Origin of the sequence: Variovorax sp. 350MFTsu5.1 (assembly GCF_048302515.1) — a bacterium.
Taxonomy (GTDB): domain Bacteria; phylum Pseudomonadota; class Gammaproteobacteria; order Burkholderiales; family Burkholderiaceae_C; genus Variovorax; species Variovorax guangxiensis.
In genome coordinates this window covers 4,363,487-4,390,219 of record NZ_CP157620.1, presented here as the reverse complement: position 1 = coordinate 4,390,219, position 26,733 = coordinate 4,363,487, and the positions used below count along the sequence as shown (strand labels likewise).

At 65.1% G+C, this 26,733-nt stretch carries 13 protein-coding genes; 8 read left to right on the top strand and 5 right to left on the bottom strand.

The window, feature by feature from the left end; all coding sequences use genetic code 11:
* Window positions 1–70 precede the first annotated feature (70 nt).
* The 5 genes from ABL843_RS19940 to ABL843_RS19920 form a co-directional block, all read right to left on the bottom strand.
* Entirely contained in the window at window positions 71–529 is a 459-nt protein-coding gene (locus tag ABL843_RS19940; protein WP_418117018.1) for a RidA family protein, read from the bottom strand.
* Entirely contained in the window at window positions 526–1,494 is a 969-nt protein-coding gene (locus ABL843_RS19935; RefSeq protein ID WP_184641274.1) for a transglutaminase family protein, read from the bottom strand. The genes ABL843_RS19940 and ABL843_RS19935 overlap by 4 nt, the downstream gene beginning before the upstream one ends.
* 32 nt (window positions 1,495–1,526) lie before the next feature.
* Window positions 1,527–2,348, bottom strand: a complete 822-nt coding sequence (locus ABL843_RS19930; protein WP_418117017.1) for a basic amino acid ABC transporter substrate-binding protein — start codon at window positions 2,346–2,348, stop codon at window positions 1,527–1,529.
* 51 nt (window positions 2,349–2,399) lie between these two features.
* Entirely contained in the window at window positions 2,400–5,093 is a 2,694-nt protein-coding gene (locus ABL843_RS19925; protein WP_418117016.1) for a circularly permuted type 2 ATP-grasp protein, read from the bottom strand.
* A gap of 64 nt (window positions 5,094–5,157) precedes the next feature.
* Entirely contained in the window at window positions 5,158–8,685 is a 3,528-nt protein-coding gene (locus tag ABL843_RS19920; RefSeq protein WP_369661655.1) for a DUF2126 domain-containing protein, read from the bottom strand.
* Between the two features lie 143 nt (window positions 8,686–8,828).
* Here ABL843_RS19920 and ABL843_RS19915 point away from each other — a divergent pair, with 143 nt between their 5' ends.
* The 8 genes from ABL843_RS19915 to ABL843_RS19880 all read left to right on the top strand — a co-directional run bounded on the left by ABL843_RS19915 (window position 8,829) and on the right by ABL843_RS19880 (window position 26,733).
* Window positions 8,829–11,279, top strand: coding sequence for a DNA internalization-related competence protein ComEC/Rec2 (locus tag ABL843_RS19915; RefSeq protein ID WP_418117015.1), 2,451 nt, complete (start codon window positions 8,829–8,831; stop codon window positions 11,277–11,279).
* Between the two features lie 165 nt (window positions 11,280–11,444).
* Window positions 11,445–12,293 (top strand): oxepin-CoA hydrolase, alternative type, encoded by an 849-nt coding sequence (locus ABL843_RS19910; RefSeq protein WP_184641269.1) that lies wholly within the window; start codon window positions 11,445–11,447, stop codon window positions 12,291–12,293.
* A gap of 98 nt (window positions 12,294–12,391) precedes the next feature.
* Window positions 12,392–13,888 (top strand): circularly permuted type 2 ATP-grasp protein, encoded by a 1,497-nt coding sequence (locus ABL843_RS19905; RefSeq protein ID WP_418117014.1) that lies wholly within the window; start codon window positions 12,392–12,394, stop codon window positions 13,886–13,888.
* A gap of 11 nt (window positions 13,889–13,899) precedes the next feature.
* On the top strand, window positions 13,900–14,856 hold the full coding sequence (locus tag ABL843_RS19900) for an alpha-E domain-containing protein (protein ID WP_019656032.1): 957 nt from the start codon (window positions 13,900–13,902) through the stop codon (window positions 14,854–14,856).
* 265 nt (window positions 14,857–15,121) lie between these two features.
* Window positions 15,122–23,785: a hemagglutinin repeat-containing protein gene (locus tag ABL843_RS19895; protein WP_418117013.1), complete on the top strand. Its 8,664-nt coding sequence runs from the start codon at window positions 15,122–15,124 to the stop codon at window positions 23,783–23,785.
* Window positions 23,786–23,800: 15 nt separating this feature from the next.
* Entirely contained in the window at window positions 23,801–24,343 is a 543-nt protein-coding gene (locus ABL843_RS19890; protein WP_418117012.1) for a hypothetical protein, read from the top strand.
* A 91-nt stretch (window positions 24,344–24,434) separates the two neighbouring features.
* Complete coding sequence (locus ABL843_RS19885; RefSeq protein ID WP_418117011.1) at window positions 24,435–24,866, top strand: hypothetical protein; 432 nt, start codon at window positions 24,435–24,437, stop codon at window positions 24,864–24,866.
* A gap of 139 nt (window positions 24,867–25,005) precedes the next feature.
* A complete protein-coding gene (locus ABL843_RS19880; RefSeq protein ID WP_418120494.1) occupies window positions 25,006–26,733 on the top strand; it encodes a ShlB/FhaC/HecB family hemolysin secretion/activation protein in 1,728 nt (575 codons plus the stop codon).

Sequence of the window (26,733 nt, the reverse complement as noted above, 5' to 3'; positions counted from 1 at the left end):
GGCCTCGAAACATAAAAGCCCGGCAGACTGAACCGCCGGGCTTCATCGAAAGGGTAAGGCCGAAGGCCGGTCAGCCCACTTCTGCGATCAGCTCGATCTCCACGCACGCGCCCAGCGGAATCTGCGCCACGCCGAAGGCGCTGCGCGCATGCGCGCCCTTCTCGGGGCCGAAGACTTCGGCGAAGAATTCGCTCGCGCCGTTGGTCACCAGGTGCTGCTCGGTGAAGGTGCCGACCGAGTTGACCAGGCTCATCACCTTGACGATGCGCTTGACCTTGTTCAGGTCGCCCACGGCCGCGTGCAGCGTGCCCAGCAGGTCGATGGCGATGGCGCGGGCGGCCTGCTTGCCTTCTTCGGTGCCGATGCTGGCGCCGAGCTGGCCGGTCCAGACCTTGCCGTCCTTCTTGGCGATGTGGCCCGACAGGAACACGAGATTGCCGGTCTGCACGAAGGGCACGTACGCGGCAGCGGGTGCGGCGACGGGCGGAAGGGTGATGCCGAGGCTGGAAAGTTTGTCGTAAACGCTCATGGAGACTCCTTGTCTTGGGAAGGCGATTGTGTCCGTGTTTGCGGCAGGCCATCGACCACTTCCCCCACCGGCTGCACGGTCACGCCGACCCTCAGCGTGTGCCTTGCGCCGCCATGCAGTACGCCGCGCATCGGCGAGACGTCGGAGTAGTCGCGGCCGATGGCCAGCGTGACGTAGTCCTCGCCGGGCTGGCGGCCGTTGGTGGGGTCGAAGTCGACCCAGTCGCCGGGGCTGCCGCCGGTGCCGTCGTCCTCGCCGGGCAGGTACACCGACACCCATGCGTGCGAGGCGTCGGCGCCTACCAGCCGGGGCTGGCCAGGGGGCGGCTGCGTGAGCAGGTAGCCGCTGACGTAGCGCGCTGGCAGGCCCATGGTGCGGAAGCACGCGATCATGATGTGGGCGAAGTCCTGGCACACGCCCTTGCGCTGCGCGAGGGCCTCGACGGCAGGGGTGTTGATCTCTGTGCTGTCGGCGTCGTAGGCGAAGTCGGCGTACATGCGCTCGGTGAGGTCCATCGCCACGTCGAAGGCGGGTCGGCCAGGCACGAAGCTGGCGCGCGCATAGGCCACGAAGTCGTCGTGGCGCGGCACGTAGGGCGAGGGAAAGACGAACTCCGAAGCCGCGTCGAAGGTGGCGTCCTTGCGGAAGCGGAAGCGCTCGCGCACCGATTCCCACGGCAACTCGCGCGCCACGGCGGGCGAGAGCACGGGCTGCGAAGTCTCGACCACGCTCTCGGCCGTGACCACCAGCCGGTCGTGAGTGGCCTCCAGAGCGAAGAAGGCGCGCGTGTTGCCGTACAGGTCGGCCTGCTCGCTGCGCTGGGCCGGCGCTGGCTCGATGGAGAGCTTGTGGCTCACGAGCTTCTGCGAGCCGGTGGCCAGCGGCTTCAGGTGCGCGAGATGCTGCGCGGTCTCGACCGGCGGCGAGTACTCGTAGCGCGTTTCGTGGGTGACGTGGAGCAGCATGGTGGCCGGCGCCGATTGCGTGGACCGCCCGCTTACTTCGACTCGGAGCCGAAGTACGAGGCGTAGATCTTCGCGTAGGTGCCGTCGGCGCGGATGCCTTCGAGGCCCTGGTTGATCCTGGCGAGCAGCTCGGCGTTGCCCTTCTTCACGGCAATGCCGTACTTCTCGACCGGGAAGCTGGTGTCGCTCACCGTCTTGAAGCCGCCGGCGGTGTTGTTGGCGAGGTAGTGCACCACCACGCCGTTGTCGGCCACCACGGCCTGCACTCCGCCGGCTTCGAGTTCCTTGAGCGCCAGCGGCGTCGATTCGAAGCGCTTGATGGCGGTGTTCGACTTGCCCAGCAGCTTGCCCACGACCTCGTCGCCGGTGGTGCCGTTCTGCACGCCGACCTTCAGCGTCTTGATGTCCTCGAACCTGGCGATGGGCGCGTCGTTGCGCACGGCGATGAGCTGGCGCGCGTCGAAGTACGACTGCGAGAAGTCCATCGTCTGGCGGCGCTCGTCGGTGATGGTGATGGCCGACACCAGCAGGTCGCGGTCGCCCTGCGCGAGCGAATTGAAGATGCCTTCCCATGGCGTGTTGACGAACTTCACCTCGAAGCCGGCCTTCTGCGCGACCGCCTTCACCACGTCGATGTCGAAGCCAACGATCTCGCCCCTGTCGTTCTGCGATTCGAAGGGCGTGTAGGCGGCATCGGTGCCGACCACGAGCACGCGCGCGGGGGCAGATGCCGCCGGGGCGCCGGCGGCCGGGGCCGATGCCGGCTCCGGCTTGCCGCAGCCGGTGATGGCGAGGGCCGTGAGGAGGCCTGCGGCGGTGAGTGCGAAGCGGCGATTGATGGTGATGCCTGACATGGGGTGCCTCCTTGGAACTGTCTTGAACTGCTTGTCTTGTTGTATGGGAAATCAGGCGCCTACCGAGCGCAGCGACTCCGAAGTCAGCGTGAAGTAGCGCGTGCCGATGGCGTCGGACACATGGTAGGCCGCCGTCTCGCAGCTGGCGAGCAGCTTTACGAGCTCGGGATGGTCGGCGTCAGGCCCTGTAGCGCAAAGGTGCTCCAGCGTCCAGCTGGCTGGATCGGGCAGTTCGTACGACAGCGCCGTCAGCTTGCCCGGCGCGCTGCCCGCGAGCCGCGCGATGCGCCCGCGCAGGGTCTGCGTGACCCAGGCCAGTGAACGTGGGTTCTCGGCGTCGAGCACCAGCAGGTCGACCATGGTGGCGACGTCGCGGCGCTGCTGGTAGCGCGCGTGGAAGGTGATGGTGCTGTCGAAGAGCGCCACCATGGCTTCGAAGCCGCTCACCTCGTGCACCGCGCCGTTGTCGAAGCCGGCCTCCAGCGCATTCGCCAGGAAGCCCAGCCGCTCGATGTGGCGGCCGATGGACAAGAGGCGCCACGCGTCGTCGCGCGTCATGCGGTCGGTCTGCGCGCCGGTCATCGCCGCGAGCGCGTTGCTGGCGGATTCGAGGGCGCGCAGCGCGGCGCTGGCGGCGAAGCTGCCTTCGTCAGCCTGCTCGGCGGCGCGGCGCAGGAAGTCGGCCTCGGTGCGCACGATCTGGTTCCAGGTGTCCTGCGAGAGGCGCTCGCGCACCGCGGCCGCCGCCTGCCGGATGCAGCGCAGGCTGAAGCCCACGCTGCCGCCGCGGGCCACGTCGCCCAGCTCGGCGATGAGCGCACGCTCGAACACGCGGCGCGACTGCGGCGCGCTCGGCACTTCGGCCGGCACCAGCGCATTGCGCAGCGCCATGCGGTGCAGCCAGTCGAGCAGCGGACGCGAGGACTGGTCTTCGCTGCCCAGCAGGCTCAGCGTGAGACGGGCGAGGCGCACGGCGTTCTCGGCGCGCTCGGTGTAGCGGCCCAGCCAGAACATGTTCTCGGCCGCGCGGCTGGTGACCGGCGCGCGATGCCGCGCGAGCGATGCCGGCGTGCTGTGCGGCTGCAGCAGCGTGGTGCGGTCGACCTCGCCGTGCGTCTGAACCCACACGTCGGCACTGCTGCCGCCGCGCTGCATCGACGCGAACTGCGCATCGGGCTCGGTGAGCCGTGCCAGCCCGCCGGGCAGCACGCGCCACGATTGCGCGCCGTCGCTCACCGCGAACACGCGCAGCATCACGGCGCGCGGCGCGATATGGCCCGGGCCCATGTCGTTCGCCCAGGTGGGCATCTGCGACAGCGCCATGTAGCCCTGCACGGTGTGGACGTCGCCCTCGCGCACGATGCGGCCGGCCCACTCGTCGAGCTCGCGCCGGCCGAGCTGGCTGCCGAGCACCGCGTCGAAGCTCGCGCGGCCGTCGAAGCCGGGGTACGTGGGCTTGATGGCGCTGTCGCCCAGCTGCGGCAGCACCGATTCGAGCGCGGCGCGCTCGCCGCACCACCAGGTGGGCAGGGCGGGCAGCATGAGCTTCTCGTCGATCAGCCGGCGTGCCAGCCCCGGCAGAAAGCCCAGCAGCGCGGGCGATTCGAGAAATGCCGAGCCCGGCATGTTCGCCACCAGCACGTTGCCGGCGCGGATCGCCTGCAGCAGGCCGGGCACGCCGAGCGTGGAGTCGGGGCGCAGCTCCAGCGGGTCGAGGAACTGGTCGTCCAGCCGCTTGATGAGGCCGTGCACCGGGCGCAGGCCCTGCAGCGTCTTCAGGTAGAGCCGCTGGTCGCGCACCGTGAGGTCGCTGCCCTCGACCAGCGTGACGCCGAGGTAGCGCGCGAGGTAGGCGTGCTCGAAGTAGGTCTCGTTGTACGGCCCCGGCGTGAGCAGCGCGATGTGCGGCGGCACGCCCGCCGGGCACATGCGCTGCAGGCCTTCCATCATGGCGCTGTAGGTGGCGGCCAGGCGCTGCACGTGCAGGGCCTCGAAGGCCTGGGGAAACTGCCGCGTGATGGCGAGGCGGTTCTCGAGCAGGTAGCCCAGGCCCGAGGGCGCCTGCGTGCGCTGGGAGACCACCCACCAGTTGCCGTCGGGGCCGCGCGCCAGGTCGAAGGCGGCGATGTGCAGCCAGGTGTCGCCCGGCGGCTTCACGCCGTGCAGCGCGCGCAGGTAGCCGGGGTGGCCGCGCACCAGCGCCGGGGGAATGAGGCCCTCGGCCAGCAGCTGCTGCGGGCCGTAGGCGTCGGCCATCACGCGGTCGAGCACGCGCACGCGCTGCAGCACGCCGGCCTCGATCTGGCTCCAGCTCTCGGGCGAGACGATCAGCGGGAACAGGTCGAGCGACCACGGCCGCTGCGGGCCGTTGGCGTCGGCGTACACGTTGTAGGTAACGCCGTTGTCGCGGATCTGCCGCTCCAGGCTGGCCGCGCGCCGGGGCAGGTCGTTGAAGCCGCCCGAGCCGAGCTGTTCGAAGAAGGCGTTCCAGGCGGGGGTGAGCGGGGGCTGCTCCGGGGACTCAGGGGGCGTGGCCTGCGGCGCGGCCGGTGGCTGCGTCGCCGCGTCGTGCAGCTGCGGCGCAGGGGCGGGCGCCGCGGCCGGCCGGGAAGAGGTTGCGGGCGTGGCCAGCCCGCGCATTTCGTCGAAATGGCCGGGCAGGGCGGGCGGGGCGAGCGCCGACGCCAGGGCGGCCGGAAACTCCAGTGCCTGGGCGTCGAACAGGGATTCGTTCAAAGGTTCCACAGGGGGTGGATTGTCACACCGCCGTCACGGGGGAGCCGTTCGGGCAGTGTGCGGAATATCCCGGTCAACGCCGCAGATCGAGCGTGAACGGGAATTCGCGGCTGCCCGGCAGCTCGATGGTGGCCGGCGGCGTGCGCAGCAGGCCGGGGGTGTGGCCGGTGCGGGTGAAGCGCGAATGGCGGCGGCTTTCGGCCTCGTAGGCATTGACCGGGAAGGTCTCGTAGTTGCGCCCGCCCGGGTGGGCCACGAAGTACTGGCAGCCGCCCAGCGAGCGCTTCATCCAGGTGTCGACGAGGTCGAAGGTCAGAGGCGCGTGGGCCTTGATGCTCGGGTGCAGCGACGAAGGCGGGTTCCAGGCCTTGTAGCGCACGCCCGCCACGAACTCGCCGGCCACGCCGGTGGGCTGCAGCGGCAGCACCTTGCCGTTGACGGTGACGACGTGGCGGCTTTCGTTCAGGCCGGTCACGCGCACCTCGATGCGCTCCAGCGACGAATCCACATAGCGCACCGTGCCGCCGATCGCGCCTTCCTCGCCCATCACGTGCCAGGGCTCGAGCGCATTGCGCAGCGAGAGCTCCACGCCCATCGCCTGCATCTGGCCCACCAGCGGGAAGCGGAACTCGAAGTGCGGCGCGAACCAGTCGGGGTCGAAGGCGAAGCCGGCCTGGCGCATCTCGCTGATGACGTCGTCGAAGTCCATCTTCACGAAAGTCGGCAGCAGGAAGCGGTCGTGCAGTTCGGTGCCCCAGCGGGTGACGGGCGCCTTGTAGGGTTCATCCCAGAAGCGGGCCACCAGCGCGCGGATCAGCAGCTGCTGCGCGATGCTCATGCGTGCGTGCGGCGGCATCTCGAAGGCGCGCAGTTCCAAGAGGCCGAGGCGGCCGGTGCTGGAGTCGGGCGAGTAGAGCTTGTCGATGCAGAACTCGCTGCGGTGCGTGTTGCCCGTGACGTCGATCAGGATGTTGCGCAGCGTGCGGTCGACCAGCCAAGCCGGCATGTTCTGGCCGTAGATCTCGCGGTTCTTGGCGATTTCCTTCAGCGCGATCTCGAGCTCGTAGACCTGGTCGTTGCGCGCCTCGTCCACGCGCGGCGCCTGGCTCGTCGGGCCGATGAACATGCCCGAGAACAGGTAGCTCAGCGACGGGTGGTTGTGCCAGTACAGCAGCAGGCTTGCGAGCAGCTCGGGCCGGCGCAGGAAGGGGCTGTCGGCCGGCGTGGCGCCGCCCATCACGAAGTGGTTGCCGCCGCCGGTGCCGGTGTGGCGGCCATCGGTCATGAACTTCTCGGCCGACAGGCGGGTTTCGAAGGCGGCGTTGTAGAGGAACTCGGTGTGGTCGACCAGTTCCTTCCAGTTGTGGGCCGGATGGATGTTGACCTCGATCACGCCCGGGTCGGGCGTGACCTGCAGCAGCTTCAGGCGCGGATCGCGCGGCGGCGGATAGCCTTCCATCACGATGCGCACGCCCAGGTCGCGCGCGGTGGCTTCCACGGCCGCGACGAGGTCGAGGTAGTCCTCCAGGCGGGCCAGCGGCGGCATGAAGACGTAGAGCACGCCCGAGGCGCTGCCCTTCTTCTCGGCGGCGGGGCCGTTGGCGCGGCGCGGGTCGCGCACTTCGACGCACAGCGCGGTGCGGGTGATCCAGTGGGCGGATTCGCCGCGCAGGGGCTGGCGGGTCACGCTGGGATCTGCGGAGCTGGCGGCGTCGTTGTCGTCCTCGCCATGCCCGTCGCCGTCGCTCGCGGCGCCCGGCGTCTGCATGCGCAGCGCAGAGGGCACGACGGGCGGCGTGCCGAAGGCGTAGGGCACGGCGCCGAGGTCGGCTCCCGGTCCGCCGGTGTCACCGGTGCCCACGGCGTAGCGTGCCCGGTAGTCGGCCCCGCTCGGCAGCGCGCCGCGCGGCGCGTTCGGGTCGCGCTCGATCATGTACGGGTAGTCGCCCTTGCTGGCCCAGGGCTGCGAGTCGAGCGGCAGGCGGTAGCCCATGGGCGAGTCGCCCGGAATGAGGTAGAGCCGGTCGTCGCGCAGGAACCAGGGGCCGGTCTTCCAGGCGGGGCCTTCGAGCGAAGGGGCGTCGCGGTTCGCGTTGCCGGGCTCCAGCGGCAGCATGTAGCCGATCACCGCATCGAGCTTCTGGGTGAACACGCGGCGCAGGCGCATGCGCTCAAGCTCGTCGTCGAGCCTGGAGTCGAAGGGGTCGACGTTCACCGGCAGGCGGCGTTCACGCCAGAGGTAGTAGTAGATGTCCTCGTAGCCCGGCTGGATGTAACGCTCGGTCAGGCCCAGCTTCTGCGCCAGCAGGTTGGTGAAGCGGCGCGCGTCCTCGCTGGTGTAGTGCGTGGGAAAGCGCTCGTCGGCGAAGAGGTCGGGGTCGTGCCACAGCGGCTGGCCGTCGGCGCGCCAGAAGATCGACAGCGCCCAGCGCGGCAGCTGTTCGCCCGGGTACCACTTGCCCTGGCCGAAGTGCAGGAAGCCGCCCTTGCCGTATTCGGCGCGCAGCTTGTGCACGAGCTCGGTGGCGTAGCCGCGCTTGGTCGGGCCGAGCGCGTCGGTGTTCCATTCGGGCGCGTCGCGGTCGGTGGTGGCCACGTAGGTGGGCTCGCCGCCCATGGTCAGGCGCACGTCACCGGCCTTCAGGCGCGCGTCGACGGCATCGCCCAGGGCCAGCACGTCGGCCCACTGGTCTTCGGTGTAGGGCTTGGTGACGCGCGGCGATTCGTAGATGCGCGTGACCTTCATGTCGTGGCCGAACTCGACCTCCGATTCGTCCACGCCGCCCTCGATCGGCGCGGCGCTCGAAGGCGTGGGCGTGCAGGCCAGCGGAATGTGGCCTTCGCCCGCCAGCAGGCCCGAGGTGGCGTCGAGGCCGATCCAGCCCGCGCCGGGCAGGAACACCTCGCACCAGGCGTGCAGGTCGGTGAAGTCGACCGTGGTGCCGCTGGGGCCGTCGAGCGCCTTCACGTCGGGCGTGAGCTGGATCAGGTAGCCCGAGACGAAGCGCGCCGCCAGCCCGCAGTGGCGCAGCAGCTGCACCAGCAGCCAGCCCGAGTCGCGGCAGGAGCCGCTGCCGTTGGCGAGCGTTTCTTCCGGCGTCTGCACGCCGGGCTCCATGCGGATGAGGTAGTTGACGTCCTTCTGGACCTGCTGGTTCAGGCCGACCAGGAAGTCGATGGTGCGCTGTTCCTTGCGGTCGATCTTGTCGAGGTAGGCCTGCAGCAGCGGCGTGACCGGCTCGGCCACGAGATAGGGGGCGAGTTCCTCGGCCTGCGAGGGCTTGTACTTGAAGGGGAAGTTCTCGGCCTGCGGCTCCAGGAAGAAGTCGAAGGGGTTGTAGACCGCCATCTCGACCACGAGGTCGACCGTGACCTTGAATTCGCGCGTCTTCTCGGGAAACACGAGCCGCGCCTGGTAGTTGGCGAACGGGTCCTGCATCCAGTTGACGAAGTGCTCGGCCGGCTCGACCCGCAGCGAATACGAGATGACGTTGCTGCGGCAATGCGGCGCGGGCCGCAAGCGCACGACCTGGGGGCCCAGCTGCACCAGCCGGTCGTACTTGTAGTGGGTGACGTGGTGGAGAGCGGCGTGAATGGACATGCGTTTTTGTGTGCAGTGCTGGCAGATTGCATCGGGAGAAGATGTCTCTGGTGAGACGCATACTAGCCGAGATGCCAAAGCAATTAACGCGCCACTGAGCGTGATTCGGGGAGGGTTTGCATCATGGATTCGGGAGTTGTCCGATGACGCGGTTTCGCGCGTCAGGCCAGGCTGTGGGCGGCGTTGGCGGGTTCGCGGCGCTGGGTGGTTCGCTGCTGGGAGCGGCCTTGCAGCTGCAGCAGCCGATGCTGTGGCCGGCATGGGTCTATGCCGGTTTGCTATGTATAGGCACGGCCGCAATGTGGTGGCGCCGAGTGCCGGGGAGGGCGTTGCTGTTGGTCGCCCTGGCATGTGGAGCGATGGCCGGCGCGGGGCTCGCCGGATGGCGTGCGGTGGCCTATGCGAAGGGCGCACTCGACCCGTCGCTCGAAGGCCGCGACCTGCGCGTCACGGGCGTCGTGTCGGAGATGCCCCAGCGCAACGAGGCCGGCACGCGCTTCGTCCTGGATGTCGAATCCGCGCAATGGACCGACGCCGACACGCGGGGCCGGCCGGCCGTACCCGATCGCATCGCTCTCGGCTGGTATGCGGACGGCTCCAGCCTCTGGGGGCGTACCTCGCCAGCCAGCATCGTTGCCGCTTCCCCGCATGCCGGCGAACGCTGGAGCCTGACGGTGCGCCTGAAAGCGCCGCATGGCAACCGCAACCCGCACGGCTTCGACAGCGAACTCCGGATGTGGGAGCAGGGCCTGCACGCCAGCGGCCATGTACGAGCCGGCGCGCGCGACGCGGCGCCCGTGCTGCTCGGCCCCACCTGGCTGCATCCCATCGAGCGTGCCCGTGAAGCGGTGCGCGACGCCATCTTCGAGCGCGTGCCCGACCGCGCCCGCGCGGGCGTGATCGCGGCCCTGGTCACCGGCGACCAGAACGCCATCGACCGCGCGGGCTGGGACGTGTTCCGTGCCACGGGCGTGGCGCACCTGATGTCGATCTCGGGCCTGCACGTCACGATGTTTGCCTGGCTCGCCGCGCACGTGGTCGGCCTGCTCTGGCGCCGCAGCGCCCGGCTGATGCTGCGCCTGCCCGCCCAGCAGGCGGCGCTGGTCGGCGGCGTGCTGCTGGCCGCGCTCTATGCGCTCTTCAGCGGCTGGGGCGTGCCGTCGCAGCGCACGGTCTGGATGCTGGCGACGGTCGCGCTGCTGCGCCTGACCGGGCGGCGTTGGCCCTGGCCGAACGTGTGGCTGCTGGCCGCGGCCGTCGTGGTCGCGCTCGATCCTTGGGCGCTGATGCAGGCGGGCTTCTGGCTGAGCTTCGTGGCGGTGGGCGTGCTCTTCGCGACGGACGCCGGAATGCCGGGCGAGCAGCAGGCCGGCGCGGCTGCTCGCCTGCTGCGCTTCTTCCGCGAGCAGTGGACCATCACGCTGGCGATCACGCCGCTGAGCTTGCTCCTGTTCCAGCAGGTGTCGCTGATCGGGCTGCTCGCCAACGCGGTGGCGATTCCGTGGGTCACGCTCGTGATCACGCCGCTGGCGATGCTCGGCGTGGCGCTGCCCCCCTTGTGGGACGTGGCCGCCTGGGCCGTGCATGCGCTGGCGCTCCTGCTGCAATGGCTGGCCGGCCTGCCGCATGCCACGCTGTCGATGGCGGCGCCTCCGCTGTGGATGGCCGCCTGCGGCGTGGGCGGCGGCGTGCTGCTGGCAATGCGGCTGCCATGGTCGCTGCGGGGCCTCGGCGTACCCCTGCTCCTGCCGGTGCTGCTGTGGCAGGCACCGCGGCCCGCGGTGGGCGAGTTCGAACTGCTCGCCGCCGACATCGGCCAGGGCAACGCGGTGCTCGTGCGCACCGCCACGCACAGCCTGCTCTACGACGCCGGCCCGCGCTACAGCCTCGAAAGCGACGCGGGCCACCGCGTGCTGGTGCCGCTGCTGCGCGCGTACGGCGAGCGGCTCGACACGCTGGTGGTGAGCCATCGCGATGCCGACCATATCGGCGGCGCGCCCGCGGTGCTCGCGATGCAGCCCGGCTCCGCGCTGCTGAGTTCCATCGAGGCCACGCACCCGCTGCAGGCGATGCGCATGGCGAAGCGCTGCGAGGCGGGGCAGTCGTGGAGCTGGGACGGCGTGCGCTTCGATGTGCTGCATCCCTTCGAGAGCGACTACCGCAGCTTCGGCAAGCCCAATGCAGTGTCGTGTGTGCTGCGCATCGACAACGGACGCGCGTCGGCGCTGCTGGCGGGCGACATCGAGCGGCTGCAGGAGACGGCGCTGCTCATTCGCACGCCGCAGCTGTTGCGTGCGGACGTGCTGCTGGCGCCGCATCACGGGAGCAAGACTTCGTCGGGCGCGGCGTTCCTCGATGCAGTGCAGCCGCGCATCGCGTTCGTCCAGGCGGGGTATCGCAACCGCTTCGGCCATCCGGCGCGGGAGGTGGTGGCGCGGTACCGTGAACGAGATGTGCGGCTGATCGAGAACACCCACTGCGGCGCCGCGCATTGGAGCAGCGCGAGGCCTGCCGAGGTGGGCTGCGAGCGCGAGCGCCGGGCGCGTTACTGGCAGCACCGGGAGCCGGAGGAGGTTGGCCGTCCGGAGCCCTGAAATCGTGAACTAATTGTCAAAAGTAGCCTGAAAGACCTCTTGTAAAGGCGTCCCCGATCGCGTTCCATGCGTTGTATCGTTTCGCTACAACTCAGAACAAGGGGGCAACATGGACAAGCACAACCGTCGGATCTCTCGTTGGGGCCCGTCTTCCGGGCGCGCCTCATGACGACCGGCGTTCCGGCCATCACCAGCGCGAGCCTCGCCGGCGGCTCCGGCGCGCGTCTCAAGATGCATCGCGAGGGTCCGGTGCTCGTCCTGACGCTGAGCAATCCCGAGGCGCGCAACGCGATCAATCCCTCGGTCTACCGGACGGCCGCCAAGGCGATACGCACCACCGCCGGATTTCGCACGGTGCGCGCCATCGTGCTGCGCGGGGAGGGCGATCACTTCAGCGGCGGCGGCGACCTGCGGCGCCTCGCCCGGCAGCGCAAGCTGCCGCCCGCCGAGCAGCAAGGCCACATCGACGCGCTGCACGAATGGCTCATGGCGATCGAAGAGGCACCGCAGCCCGTCATCGCCGCGGTCGAGGGCGCCGCGATGGGCGGCGGCTTCTCGCTTTGCCTGGCCTGCGACCTGATCGTGGCCGCCGAAGACGCGAAGTTCGCGATGTCGTACATCAACGTCGGCCTCTCGCCCGACGGCGGCGGCACCGATTCGCTGGCCCGTTCGCTGCCGCCGCAGGCCGCACTCGAAATGCTGCTCGACGGCACGCCCTGCACCGCGAAGCGGCTGCATGAGCTTGGCGTGGTCAACAAGGTGGTGCCGCACGGCGAAGCCGGCGCCGCCGCGCTCGCCTGGGCGCAGCAACTCGCGCGCGGACCGTTCGAAGTGCAGGCGCGCATCAAGCAGCTGGTTTATGCGGCGCGCGGACGCAGTCGCCGCGAGCAGCTGGAGGCCGAGCGCGAGTCCTTTCTGGCCAGCCTCTACAGCGACGAGAGCGGGGAGCGCATCAAGGAATTTCTCTCGCCCCGCAAGAAGCCGGAAACGACCGGGGAGGGCCCCCCGACCTGAGCGCGGAAAGATCATCCGACCCGTCTCCGGCCTTGGCATCAGGGGTTCTACTGGCCCTGAACTTGCTAAGCTACTAACTCAAGGAGATTGGTCGTTCCATGCACAAATTTGACGAGATGTACGAGCAGCTTCCCTATGCTGGAGCTGCGATCCGACAGCATTACAAGCGCTACGACCAATGGCTCGCGAAGCAACCCGGTGAGGTGATGCGTTCGCGACGCGAAGAGGCGGAAATGATCTTCCGCCGGGTCGGCATCACCTTCGCGGTGTACGGCGCAAAGGACGAGGACGGCTCCGGCACCGAGCGGCTCATACCGTTCGACCTGCTGCCTCGCATCATTCCCGCCCACGAGTGGGACAGCATGGAAAAAGGGCTGGTGCAGCGCGTGACGGCGCTCAACCGCTTCCTGCATGACGTCTATCACGACCAGGAAATCATCAAGGCCGGCATCATCCCGGCCGAGCAGATCCTGAACAACGCCCAGTTCCGCCCCGAGATGATGGGCGTGAACGTGCCGCACAACGTCTATTCGAACATCTCGGGCATCGACATCGTGCGGGCCCCCGATGCCGCCGGCAACGGCGAGTACTACGTGCTCGAAGACAACCTGCGCGTGCCCAGCGGCGTGAGCTACATGCTCGAGAACCGCAAGATGATGATGCGGCTCTTCCCCGAGCTCTTCAACCAGAACCGCATCGCGCCGGTCGCGCACTACCCCGACCTGCTGCTCGAAACGCTGCGCGCCAGCGCCCCTCCGGCCACGGCCGAGCCCACGGTGGTGGTGCTCACGCCGGGCATGTACAACAGCGCCTACTTCGAGCACGCCTTCCTCGCGCAGCAGATGGGCGTGGAGTTGGTCGAGGGGCAGGACCTGTTCGTCAAGGACAACTTCGTCTACATGCGCACCACGCGCGGGCCGAGGCGCGTCGACGTCATCTACCGCCGCGTGGACGACGACTTCCTCGACCCCGAGGTGTTCCGTCCGACCTCGACGCTGGGCTGCTCGGGCCTGATGCGCGCCTACCGCGAAGGCAACGTCGTCATCTGCAATGCGGTGGGCACCGGCGTGGCCGACGACAAGTCGATCTACCCCTACGTGCCGAAGATGGTTGAGTTCTATCTCGGCGAGAAGCCGATTCTGAAGAACGTGCCCACCTACATGTGCCGCAACAAGGACGAGCTGCAGTACACGCTCGACAACATGAAGGACCTGGTCGTCAAGGAAGTGCACGGCGCCGGCGGGTACGGCATGCTGATCGGCCCAGCCGCCACGCAGGCCGAGATCGAGGACTTCAAGAAGGCCGTGATCGCCAAGCCCGACGGCTACATCGCCCAGCCCACGCTGAGCCTGTCGACCTCGCCCACCTTCGTCGACGCCGGCATCGCGCCGCGCCACATCGACCTGCGCCCCTTCGTGCTCTCGGGCAGCGAGGTGCAGATGGTGCCCGGCGGCCTCACGCGCGTGGCGCTCAAGGAAGGCTCGCTGGTGGTGAATTCGTCGCAGGGCGGCGGCACCAAGGACACCTGGATTCTCGAAGCCGACCGTGTGCCCAAGTCCAAGGCTCCCGCACAGTCGCAAAGCCAATCGCAGTAGGAGCACGAACGATGCTGTCCCGCACCGCAGACCACCTCTATTGGATGTCCCGCTACACCGAGCGCGCCGAGAACACGGCGCGCATGCTGGACGTCAACTACCAGACCTCGCTCCTGCCGCAGTCCGCCGAAGTCGCCAAGTACGGCTGGCAGGGCGTGCTCTCCATCAGCGAGCTGCTGCCCTGGTACAACCAGAAGTACGACCAGATCGCGCCCAAGGAGGTGATGGAGTTCATGGTCAAGGACGAGAGCAATGCCTCGTCGATCGTCTCCTGCCTCAAGGCCGCCCGCGAGAACGCACGCGCGGTGCGCGGCGCCCTCACCACTGAAGCCTGGGAAACGCAGAACACCACCTGGCTCGAAGTCAACCGCATGCTGCGCTCGGGCGACTTCGAGCGCGACCCCGGCCAGTTCTTCGAATGGGTCAAGTTCCGCTCGCACCTGTCGCGCGGCGTCACCCTGGGCACCATGCTGCAGGACGAGGCCTTCTACTTCTCGCGCCTGGGCACCTTCCTGGAACGCGCCGACAACACCGCGCGCCTGGTCGACGTGAAGTTCCACGCGCTCAACAGCGAGTTCTTTGGCGCTGCCACCGAGGAAGACCAGGAATACGACTTCTATCACTGGAGCGCGATCCTGCGCAGCGTCTCGGCCTTCGAGGTCTACCGCAAGGTGTACCGCGACGTGATCAAGCCCGAGCGCGTGGCCGAACTGCTCATTCTCCGGGCCGACATGCCGCGCTCGCTGCATGCGAGCCTGGTCGAGGTGGTCAACAACCTTGCGAAGGTTCAGAACGAGCAGAGCGCAGAAACGCAGCGCCGTGCCGGGAAGCTCCTGGCTGATCTGCAATATGCGCGCGTCGACGAAATCCTGGCTACGGGGCTGCATGCGTATCTCACGCAATTCCTCGATCGGGTGAATGAGCTGGGGGTGCGGATCAGCCAGGATTTTCTGGTTCCGGCGCATTGAAATGCGAAAGCGTCATCTCTCTTTCGAGGGAGATGACGCCCGCTACGCTCAGCGCAGACTTTTGACAATTGTTGACGCAACTAAATCAGCAAGATCAAAAGTAAACAATAAGAATTAACTTGCCGGAATTGAATGTTTTCAGGCGTTTAAAAGCGTGAATTAATACCTTGTAAGCAAGCGCCGCGCTCCCATAATCGCGCTCCTCAGTTTTCATTTGGTCACAAATGAAGCTGCGACATGACAACTGTGAGGGAGCGTAAGAGCGATGAATCGGCACTTGCACCGCGTGGTCTTCAACGCGGCCAGAGGGATGCGCGTGGTGGTCCAGGAAACGGCCGCCAGCACTGGCAAGGGCGCCAGTAAGGCAACGGCGACGACCGTTTCCGCAGCCGTTGCGGGCGCGCTGATGGCGATGTCGGCACAGGCGCAGATCGTCGGTGCCCCGAACGTTCCCGGCAATTTTCGCCCGACCGTGCTGATGGCGCCGAACGGCGTGCCGCTGGTCAACATCCAAACCCCTTCCGCCGCGGGTGTCTCGCGCAACGTCTACAACCAGTTCAGCGTCGGTTCGAACGGCGCCATCCTTAACAACAGCCGGGTGAACGTGCAGACCCAACTGGGTGGTTTCGTTCAGGGCAATCCCAATCTGGCCACGGGCCCGGCGCGCATAATCCTCAACGAGGTCAACGGTGGAACGCCCAGCCAGCTTCGGGGCTACATCGAAGTGGGCGGCCAGCGCGCGGAAGTGATCATCGCGAACCCGGCGGGCATCAGCGTCGACGGCGGTGGCTTCATCAATGCCAGCCGCGCCACGCTCACCACCGGCACGCCGCAGTTCAACGCCGTCGGCGGTCTCGACAGTTTCCTTGTTCGTGGCGGAACCGTCACCATCGACGGCGCGGGCCTCGATGCCAGCAAGACCGACTACGCGGCCATTCTTGCGCGTGCTGTGCAGGCCAACGCGAGCATCTGGGCCAGCGAGCTCAAGGTGGTGACCGGTGCGAATCAGATCAGCGCCGACCATAGCCAGATCACGCCCACGACAGGTACCGGCACTGCGCCGACCTTTGCGCTCGACGTCGCTGCCTTGGGCGGCATGTACGCCAACAAGATCGTCCTGATCGGGAGCGAAGCTGGCTTGGGCGTGCGCAACGCGGGCAGCATCGGCGCTGGCGCCGGTGGGCTTGTCGTTACCGCAGCGGGGCGTCTGGAGAACATCGGCACGCTGGAAGGGCAGCGCGTTGAACTGACCACGCCTGGTGACATCTCCAACCGTGGAGGCACGATCCGCCAGGGCAGTTCGGCGGGCCTGACGATCGCTTCGCCGGTTCTGAGCAATACCAATGGCGGGGTAATCGGCGCTGAGCCAGTGAATGCCGGTGCAAGCAGTGGGGGAACTGCAACTCCAGGGACCTCGACGCCGAGCGGCGGTGGAGGCACGGCCACACCATCGACAACGGACGCAAGCGGCACCAGCACCGGCGGTAGCTCCACACCGGCGACCTACACACCTCCCGTACCAGGCCTCATCACCGCCGGTGGCACCATCTCCAACGACGGCGGCAAGATTTACGCGGGTGGTCCCATCACGCTCAACACGCCGCAGATCAACAATGCAGGCGGCTCGCTCAATGTGGCGACGATGGCCGTCGCAGGGCCGAGCTTCAGCAATGCGGGCGGTACGCTGAATGTCAGCCAGAGCTTCGGCGCGAACGTCGGTTCGTTCGACAACACTGGCGGCAAGCTCAATGCGGGTAATTTGAGCATCACGACTACCGGCGATCTGCTCAACGTCGACGGCGCGCTCACGAGTGCATCCGATGCCAACTTAACGGTAGGTGGCAATGCTGACAACACACGCGGCACCATCTCGGTTGCGGGCGCGTTGACTGCAGGCATCGCCGGAGCGGTCAACAACACGTCGGGCACCTTCGTTGCCAACAACAACGTTGCGCTCTCGGCGGCGTCCCTGGATAACTCCAAAGGCAGCATCCAGTCGGCCAACTCGAACACGCAATTGACCGTCGCCAACCAACTGGCCAATACCGCGGGGAGCATCGGTGCGGGCACGGATGTATCGGTACAGGCCGGCTCGCTGAGCAACAGCGGTTCCATCCGCGGCACCAATGACACAACGCTCACCGTTTCCGGTACGTTGGCCAACAACGGCGGCATCACCGCCGGACGCAATGTAACGATCAACGCCGGTAGCGTGGCATCGGGCACCAATGGCGTATTCGGTGCAGGTGTGCAGAACGACGGCAGCCTCGGCGGCGTCGGTGATCTGCGCGTCAGTGCTTCCGGCGTGCTGGCTGCCAACGGGAAAAACCTCGCGGCGGGCAACACCACCCTCCAAGGAGGGAGTGTTGACCTCTCCAACAGCGAGACCAATGCGGCCAGCATCGCGATTACGGCAGCCAATGGCAATGTGACCGCCAACCAGGCAAAGGTCATCACACCGGGCACCCTGAGCGTGACGGCAAAGGGAGCAGTGTCCAACATCGAAGGTACGCTCGCTGCTGACGGTGCCACGACCATCAACGCTGCGAGCCTGGACAACTCGGCAGGCACCGTGGCGTCGGTGACCAACGACCTGCACGTCACGACCAGCGGCACTACGACCAACAAGGCGGGTCGCATTCTGGCTGCTGGCGCCGTGGGGCTCATCAATGGTGGTCTCGACAACACTGATGGCAAGGTTAGCGGCAACAGCCTCTCCGTCGCAGTAGGCAGCGGCCAACTCGACAATACGCGCGGCACGCTGACAGCTGCCTCCACCGTGGCGCTGAGTTCAGGCGCGCTGGTCAACGATGCGGGCCTGATCCAGTCGGGCGGTGCGATGACCATCAATACGAATGGTCAGAGCCTTACCAACACCAACGCAGCCGGATACACCACAAAGCAGGGCGGCATCACCAGCGCCGATACGCTCGACCTGAAGACGGGCGAGGTTAACAACGCGGCCGGTTTCATCGGTGCAAAAAATGCGCTGACCGCCAACACCCAAGCATTTACCAACACGAACGATGGCGAGGTGCTCGGTCAAGCCACTGTCGCGATCAACACCAACGGTGCGAGCTACGACAACAGCGGCGGCAAGACGCTGGCTGTGAGTGACTTGACCATCGATGCCGGTGAGATCACCAATACCGGCGGCTTGATCCGCTCGGCGGCGACAACCACCCTCAATGCCGCAAATGTCATCAACAAGGACACCCAAGGTACGGACCAGGGCATCGAGGGCAAGAACGTCAGCATCACTGCAGCATCGGTCGCCAACAAATCCGGCGCGATCCGTGCCGATGACAACGCCACACTGACCAGCACGACAAAGATCGACAACTCTCAGGGCCTGGTTTCTGCTGGCGATACGCTCACGATGAAGGATCCTGGCTCTCCCAGGACCCTATCGGTGGTCAACACCGGTGGCACTCTGGTCGCCGGCAAGAAAGTTGTCCTTGACGCTGGTGCAGTCACCTGGGACGGCAAACTGCTGTCCCTTGGCGACATGAATCTCGCCGTCAATCAAGACATCACCTTCGCAGCCGGCAGCGAGACCGTTGCCAACAACAACCTCACGCTCTCGACGACCGGCGACATCACGAACAGCGGCAGATTGGCCGCCGGCAACGACTTGACCCTCACGGCCAAGGACATCAACAACACCGCTACCGGCGACATCCAAGGCACGACGACCACGCTGAACGCCTCGGGCACGGTCACCAACCGGGGCGTGATCGATGGCAAGACCACCCGCATCAATGCTTCCACACTGGACAACCTCGGCACCGGTCGCATCTACGGCGACCAAATCTCGATAGGCGTCGTCACGCTAAACAACGATGCCGAGATGGTGGGGGGTGTGGCCTCCGCAGGCACCATTGCCGCGCGCCAGCGGCTGGATTTGGGTGTCACCAATCTCAACAATCGGGATGGCGCGCTCATTTTCAGCGATGGTGATCTCGCCATCGGTGGCGCGCTCGTGGACGGCAAGGCCAGTGGCTCGGCCGGCGCCGTGAGCAACTATGCCGCGACCATCGAGGCAACCCGCAACATCGACATCAAGACTTCCGTCCTGAACAACACCAATGGCGGTGTGACCTGGACGATGCAAAGCGGCAAGGCGAGCGATTCGCACACCGAGTACGCCCTTCCCGGCAGTGCAACGCGCTATACCGCCGATCAACTGGTCTTCGTGACCGTGCAAGGGCCATCTGTCGATTTCGAGCACCTGATGGGTGTGCTCTGGCCCAGCTTCGTCAGTCAGGCGGGCGGGCCCAATATCAGCCAGTTCTCGGGAATACTGGTCCCCTCTGCAAGCTATCCGCTTTCCAGATTCAGCGCTTATTACACGAATCCGCCGCGCAACAGCAGTGACCTCACCGGCACCCGACCAGTGGGGACAGATTTCACCGAAACCTTCACGGAACCCGGTGTCTGGTATGCGCGCACCGATCCGATCTGGGCCACATTCGGTGTCACACCTCCGGCCACCGACACCCCGGACGAGGCCCAGCGAGAGGCCTACCTGGAGGCCCACAAGCGACTCGATACGGCGACGGCTGCCTTCATCAATGACGTCTATCAGAACTACGCCCGTGCGTACTACTCCTGGACGTACTCGGATTCGAGCACCATCCCGGTTCTGCAGACATCGGCGCCTGCTCGCATCATTGCTGGCGGCAAGATGGACATCACCGTCGGTAGCGGCACCAATGACATGAGCCAGATCTTGGCCGGGGGCGCATTGAATGTGACGGGCGGGACGATTGCAAACAAGAATTTCGAAGTCGCCGGATCACAGAACCGGACAGGCTGGCAGTACTACAACAACGGCAGCGGCGATATGCCGATGCCCACTCCCTACAACACCTCCGTTCCCATCACGGTCACGCTCGCCGCCGCACGGCAGGAAGGCAATGTCACGGTGGTCGGCAGCGGCACACCTACGGGCACCCTGGCTCCCGGCCACACCAACCAGGGTGTCGCCAGCGCCAGCGCCAGCGGCGTCAATGGCAATGGACCGGCAGCCGGCTCGACTGGGCCTATCGTTCCGCCCATCATCGAAGTCAAGCTGGCGGCCAGCTCTGGCACGTCCCAGGTCGTGCGCACCACGATGCCGGGCCTGGCGCTGCCTACGGCCAGCCTGTTCCGGACTCTCTCAGGCACGTCGAGCCGATACCTCGTCGAGACTGATCCGCGCTTCGCGAACTACCGCAACTGGCTCAGCAGCGATTACCTGCTGAACAACCTCGGACTGGACCCGAACAACACCCTCAAGCGCATGGGTGACGGCTACTACGAACAGCGCCTGGTCCGCGAGCAAGTGGCGCAGTTGACGGGTTACCGCTACCTGGACGGCTACGACAGCGACGAGAAGCAGTACGCCGCGCTCATGGACGCTGGCGCTACCTTTGCTCGCCAGTACGGGCTGCGCCCCGGGATCGCCCTCACGGATGCGCAGATGGCCCAGCTCACCAGCGACATCGTCTGGCTGGTGGAGCAGACAGTGACCCTGCCGGATGGCAGCACCCAGCGCGTGCTGGTGCCGCAGGTCTACGTGCGCGTGAAGAACGGCGACATCGACGGCTCCGGCGCCCTGTTGGCCGGCAAGGAGGTCAACATCAAGCTGGATGGCGACCTCGTCAACAGCGGCGCCGTCGCCGGGCGCAGCACGGTCAAGATCACGGCGGAGAACATCCAGAACCTGAACGGCCGAATCTCGGGTGGCAGCGTCGACCTCAATGCCAGGACCGACCTGAACAATATCGGGGGCACGATTGACGCGGCAAGCAAGCTCAAGATTGAAGCAGGCCGAGACATCAACGTGCGCACCACGACCAGCAGCAGCGGGCTGGCGATGGACATTGCGCCCGGGGCTGCGAGTCTGCGTGGCGCGACCATCATCGACCGGGTGGCAGGTCTCTATGTGAGCGATCCGAAGGGCACGCTGGTGGCTTCGGCTGGCCGCGATGTCAACCTAATCGGCGCACTGATTTCCAACAGCGGCAAGGAAGGCACTACCGAGATCGGTGCAGGCCGCGACATCAACCTCGGCACGGTCACGACCGGCCGGCAGGACGCAACAATCCGCAGTGCGGGCAACTACCGCGCCGAAGCCAGCACGCAGGAAGTCGGAACGCGCATTGAGGCGAGCGGCGACATCAGCCTGACGGCCAAGCGGGATGTGAATGTGCGAGCAGGCACGATCAACAGCACCGACGGCGAGCTTGGCATTGCGGCGAAGCGCGACATCAACATCGATGCGGGACAGTCGACAAGCGCATTGAACGAGGGGCTGCGCGTTTCGAGAAGTGGAGAGAAACGGACCGACCAAGGCAGCTTCAACTCGACGGGTGTCATTGGCAGCAGCCTCGGCGGGAAGACCGTTACCCTGGATGCCGGCAATGACATCCGCATTCGCGGCTCAAACGTCGTGAGCGACAAGGGCACGGAGCTCTGGGCCGGTAACAACATCACGATCGAGGCGGCGACGCAGACTCGGGACAGCCAGTACTCTCGGCAAGAGTCGAGGAGTGGTCTGTTCGATGGTGGCTCAGGTTGGACTTGGGGGCGACAGGACATACGCAGCACGCGAAAGTCAGTCGAAACGACCGCTGCCGGAAGTACGGTTGGCGCCCTGGCCGGCAATGTTGTGATTGGCGCCGGAAATCAGTATCGGCAGGTGGGCAGCGATGTGATTGCCGCACGCGGGGACGTCAGCATCAGTGCACGTGACGTGCAAATCGTGGAAGCGCGTGAAACCTCACGCAACGAAAGCACGCAGAGCTATTCACAGAGCGGCATCACGCTGGGCTTCAAGTCGCCGCTGATCGACACCCTGCGGAACTTGGAAGACACCTCCCAAGCGATGAGGGACACCAAAGATGATCGGATGAAGGCGCTAGGTGCGGCAAGCATGGCACTCAGCGGCTACTCGGCATACAGGGATATCTCTCAAGCTGCGGCGATGGGTGCTGGGTCCGGAGCTGTGAGTGCGGGCGCGACGCTGACCCTGGGCAGGAGTTCGAGCGAAACCACCAGCACCCAAAGCAGCAGCACATCCGCTGGCTCTCGTGTACTGGCGGGAGGCAACCTGTTTATCACAGCGACGGGTGGTGGGCACGACTCCAACATCCTTGTTCGTGGCAGCGAGATTAGCGCCGGCAAGAATGCGAGCCTTGCGGCGGACAACAATGTCGCGCTTGAGGCTGCGGCGAACAGCAGTACGCAGAGTTCGTCCAGTCGCAGTAGCAACGCGAGCATTGGTGTGGGCTACAGCTTTGGAGCGAGCAATGGCTTCACCATCGAGGTAGCCGCTGGGAGCCAAAGTGGCCGCGACAACGGCACGGATGGGGCGTGGACAAACACCACCGTCAATGCAGGAGATCGAGTCAATATCGTCAGCGGTGGCGATATGACCCTGCGAGGCGCAACGGTCTCGGGTAAACATGTAGAGGCCGACGTGGGAGGGAATTTGCGGATTGAAACGCTGCAAGACACGAGCACCTATCACAGCCAGAACAGTGGCGCTGGCTTCAACGCCACCATCTGTGCCTGGTATTGCTATGGCGATAGCGGCGTTAGCGTGACTGCACACAATATCCGCGGTGATGGCAGCTTCGCCAGCGCGACACAGCAAAGCGGATTTCTGGCGGGGGACGATGGCTTCGGTGTAAAGGTAGGAGGCAATACCAGCCTGATAGGCGGGGTAATCAGCAGCACGGATGCTGCTGTAAATGGAGGGAAGAACAGTTTCTCGACCGGGGGCCTGACGATGACCGACCTGATCAACCTCGACACCTTTCGAGGCAGCGGGTACAGCGTCGGCTTCAGCACGAGTACTTCGGGCTCGAGTTCAGGCAGCGCAGGCGTTGGTAGCAAAGATGTCAATCGAACAAGCACGACGCAAAGTGGAATCTCAGGGATTGAAGGCAATGCTGCAGTGCGCACAGGTGTAGACAGCACCAATGCCCTGCAGCAAACGAATCCAAGTGATGCGATGCGGGACATTAATGCGCAGATCCAAATTACCGCGCAGTTTGGCTCGCAGGCAGCCAGGTTCGGAGGAGCCTATGCGAATGACCAAAACGCAGAACTGCTAAGCGAGGCCGCTCGGACCGATGATCCTGCCGCGCGCCAAGCCTTGATCGAAGAGGCTGCCAAATGGGATGAAGGCGGGGTTTACCGTGCCGCATTGCACGCCGTGATCGGAGGGCTGACCGGAGGTGCTGGAGGGGCCGTTGGCGCAGCAATAAATTCTCTTTCCGTTCCGTACATCGCGGCCGCAATCAATGAAACCGACTTACCTCCCGCTGTTCGAGCGGCAGCCATCACAGTTGCCAGCGCTTCCCTTGGCGCTTCAGTCGGAGGAGGACTCCCTGGTTCAACTGCGGCCTTCAACGAAGTAATCAATAATTGCCTGGCAACTAAATGCCTGTCCATTCAGTGGGATAAATCTGCCCCTGGATACCATGCCTATGGACCAATAACCAGCCCGATTCTGTGCAATACATCAGAAGCCGGCTGCATGGAGGCTGCAAAGAAAGAGTTGGCGTGCAACTCCGCACCCGGCCAACAAATCTGCTCTACCCCAGGGAATATGCAGGAGAATTTGGTTCTCACGGGAGGGAATAAAATCTCTCAATGGTTGTTGTCCAGTGGTACTGTCATTATTAACGGGACAAATGATGGGCATGCATTTGATGATGGGTACATCATGAGATACCTTGATGTGGACGCAAAAGGAAATGTAAAAATCATTACCGTCGGTGCAGGTGTAAACAAAAACTGGGGTGAAGTTCCATCAAAAATGGTTTCACAAATAAACGCGACAGCTGGAACATTCTTGTTCAGCACGATTGGTGTGTCAAATCGAGCAAACGTTCAGCAGCAACTTCACCCTGGCCCAATTGATTTTAATAACTGACTGACAATGAGGCTTTTGAAAATCTATCGCATCACCGCGCTCGCCGCGGTTGCGACATTCATCTGCATAGCAATCTATCTGCTGTCTCTTTTTGTCGTGCGCGACGTGCCAATTTCTATCTCGTATGACGTGACGGAATCCCCTGACCTGATAAGCGCCTTATTTCAAGAAATAAGCATGGTGGCTGCCGTACTTGAAATGAAGGCTGGCAAGAATGAGAGCACGCGAGATACGCAGCGTATGCATTGGCAGAAAAAAAACGATTCCCAAGGAATTTCCTGGGATTTGGTAGATTCTGGACAGGCGCACATTTCAATTTACTCGACCGCAGCCGGAAGCGACGGGGATCTCTTGAAGTTGGTGGCACTGATACAGGAAAAAATCCCAACTCAACCGGAAAAAGTGACAAGTCAACTGCAGTTGGCCCCTGGGCGATTTGGGGCGTGCGCAAGCCTACAGCGCCCCGAAATTAAGGATAGTACGTGCATTTACAAGCGTCCCGGGGTGCTCGATATTTCCGAGTTGAGGCGTTTGTTGCAGTCGCACCCGTCGAAATAATTTTCTCGTAAGCCAGATGTTAACTGGCGTGAAATGGTATTTGAGGATTTCGATATGAGATGCATTTTTTCGAAGATTTAGAGGGTCGAGAATGACATATCAGAAAATCTGGGTCGTCCTGCTGGTCGGTGCGGTGCTGGCAGCCTGCAAAACTGCGCCCTTGTACGAGCCTAGCCGCCGTGCATTGGTAGCCGCAGAGGAGGATGAAGAGCGCACGGTCGTTGGCCAACCTGTATCGGGTACTGCCATCGCGCAACTGCGTCCCGGGATGACTTACGCCGAGGCCCTCAAGATCATGGGCAAGCCGAACGCTGAGGCGGTCAACAACACTGGCAAGGCATGGATTCCCACGTACGACGGAACGGATCGCTGGCGACACTACCTCGCCTACAAAGGGCAGGGCGTGCTGGTCTTTGCGGGCGCGGCAGGCGGAGAGATCGCAGAGATTTCGCGCACAAAGTCCTACACACCCGACGTGCTGATCCAAATCGTGCACAACCCCAAGGACACTGGCCGGTTCTGACCGCGCTCACTACGCTGCTCACGCTTGTTGCTGAAGCTGCAGAACCTCAGCACGAGAAATGAATGGATGCAGACAAGAAAGATATTGAGGGAGAGAGATTGTGAGAGCAAACCCGCGCGCCATACTGGCCAGCGTGTTGATGGGTAGTCCCCTGCTGGTTCAGGCGCAGGTGCCAAGTGCACCGCTGCCTTTCATCGAACAGCAGCGCCAGCAAGAGCGTGAGCGCGCCTTGCGCGAACAAAACGAACGCACCGTCGACCAGCGTCCGCAAGCCGCTCCACCAGCACCGGTCCAGCGCATCCCTGAATCCGCGTCGCCGTGCTTTCGCATCGATCACGTACTGCTGGTCGGCGAGCAGTCCGAATCCTTCCAGTGGACCCTTGCTGATCTGTCTGGCCCCGAAGGCAACGACTCGCCCATCGGCCGCTGCCTTGGTACTACTGGCGTCAACGTAGTTCTGGCACGTGCACAGCAAGCTGTTATTGCCCGCGGCTTCGTCACCGCCCGTGTTCTTGCCGCGCCGCAAGATCTGTCGACCGGCACGCTGACCATCTCGTTGGTGCCTGGTCGCATCGCAGCCATTCGCAAGACTGCCGATTCTTCATCCACGCTGCTCGGCAGTTCCGCCTTGCTGGCCACGGCCATCCCTACACGCCCAGGTGATCTGCTGAACCTGCGCGACATCGAGCAAGGCCTTGAGAACCTGAAGCGCGCCCCCACCGCCGAGGCCGACATCCAGATCGAACCCTCAACCGCCCCCAACGCCAAGCCCGGCGACAGCGACCTCGTCGTCAAGTACGTCCAATCCAAGAAGTGGCGCATCACCCTCAGCCTGGACGACAGCGGCACCGAAGCCACCGGCCGCTACCAGGCCGGCGCCACGCTGTCCCTGGACAGCCCCTTCGGCCTGAACGACCTGTTCTACGTCAGCGCCAACCACAACATCAACAACCACGTCTTCGGCGATCCAGCCAAGGGCACCGAAGGCCAGACCGTTCACTACTCGCTGCCATACGGCTACTGGCTGCTTGGCCTCACAGCCTCCAACAGCCAGTATCACCAGAGTGTGGCCGGTTTCAACGGCGCCGTCGTCTACGCCGGCAAGAGCAACAACGCCGAGCTCAAGCTCTCGCGTCTCGTCTACCGCGACCAGAGCCGCAAGACAACGGTGGCGATCAAGGGCTGGCGCCGCGAGTCGCGCAACTTCGTGGACGATACCGAGGTCAAGGTACAGCATCGCGTGGTCGGCGGCTGGGAGCTCAGCTTCAATCACAAGGAGTACATCGGCGAGGCGACGCTTGAAGGCACGCTGGCCTACAGGCGCGGCACGGGTGCATTCGGCGCAAGACAGGCGCCAGAAGAGATTGCCCATCGCAACCGTATTGACCTCGAGGCTCCGCTGGACGGCACTTCGCGCCTGAGGCTCTACACGGCCGACATCAGCCTCAACGCACCGTTCAAGCTCGGCGAGCAGAAGATGCGCTACTCCGGCCTGATCCGCGCCCAGTGGAATCGCACGCCGCTGACGCCGCAGGACCGCTTCGCCATCGGCGGGCGCTACACGGTGCGCGGCTTCGATGGAGAGACGAGCCTGATGGGCGAGCGCGGCTGGCTCATCCGCAACGATATCGGATGGGCCGTGGGGCAGAGCGGAGCGGAGCTGTACGTTGGTGCCGACTATGGCCATGTGGGTGGCCGCTCGACGGTCGATCTGCTCGGCCGCAGTCTTGCCGGCGCCGTCGTCGGCGTGCGTGGTCAGTGGAGCAAGCTGAGCTACGACTTCTTCATCGGCGCGCCGATCAGCAAGCCGGAGGGTTATCGCACCGCGAAGGTCACGCTGGGCTTCAATCTCAACGCAAGTTTCTGA

Coding starts and splice junctions, on each gene's coding strand:
- ABL843_RS19905 (WP_418117014.1), top strand. CDS start 12,392: ATGCACAAATTTGACGAGATGTACGAGCAGCTTCCCTATGCTGGAGCT.
- ABL843_RS19895 (WP_418117013.1), top strand. CDS start 15,122: ATGAATCGGCACTTGCACCGCGTGGTCTTCAACGCGGCCAGAGGGATG.
- ABL843_RS19930 (WP_418117017.1), bottom strand. CDS start 2,348: ATGTCAGGCATCACCATCAATCGCCGCTTCGCACTCACCGCCGCAGGC.
- ABL843_RS19940 (WP_418117018.1), bottom strand. CDS start 529: ATGAGCGTTTACGACAAACTTTCCAGCCTCGGCATCACCCTTCCGCCC.
- ABL843_RS19885 (WP_418117011.1), top strand. CDS start 24,435: ATGACATATCAGAAAATCTGGGTCGTCCTGCTGGTCGGTGCGGTGCTG.
- ABL843_RS19880 (WP_418120494.1), top strand. CDS start 25,006: ATGGGTAGTCCCCTGCTGGTTCAGGCGCAGGTGCCAAGTGCACCGCTG.
- ABL843_RS19910 (WP_184641269.1), top strand. CDS start 11,445: ATGACGACCGGCGTTCCGGCCATCACCAGCGCGAGCCTCGCCGGCGGC.
- ABL843_RS19915 (WP_418117015.1), top strand. CDS start 8,829: ATGACGCGGTTTCGCGCGTCAGGCCAGGCTGTGGGCGGCGTTGGCGGG.
- ABL843_RS19900 (WP_019656032.1), top strand. CDS start 13,900: ATGCTGTCCCGCACCGCAGACCACCTCTATTGGATGTCCCGCTACACC.
- ABL843_RS19920 (WP_369661655.1), bottom strand. CDS start 8,685: ATGTCCATTCACGCCGCTCTCCACCACGTCACCCACTACAAGTACGAC.
- ABL843_RS19935 (WP_184641274.1), bottom strand. CDS start 1,494: ATGCTGCTCCACGTCACCCACGAAACGCGCTACGAGTACTCGCCGCCG.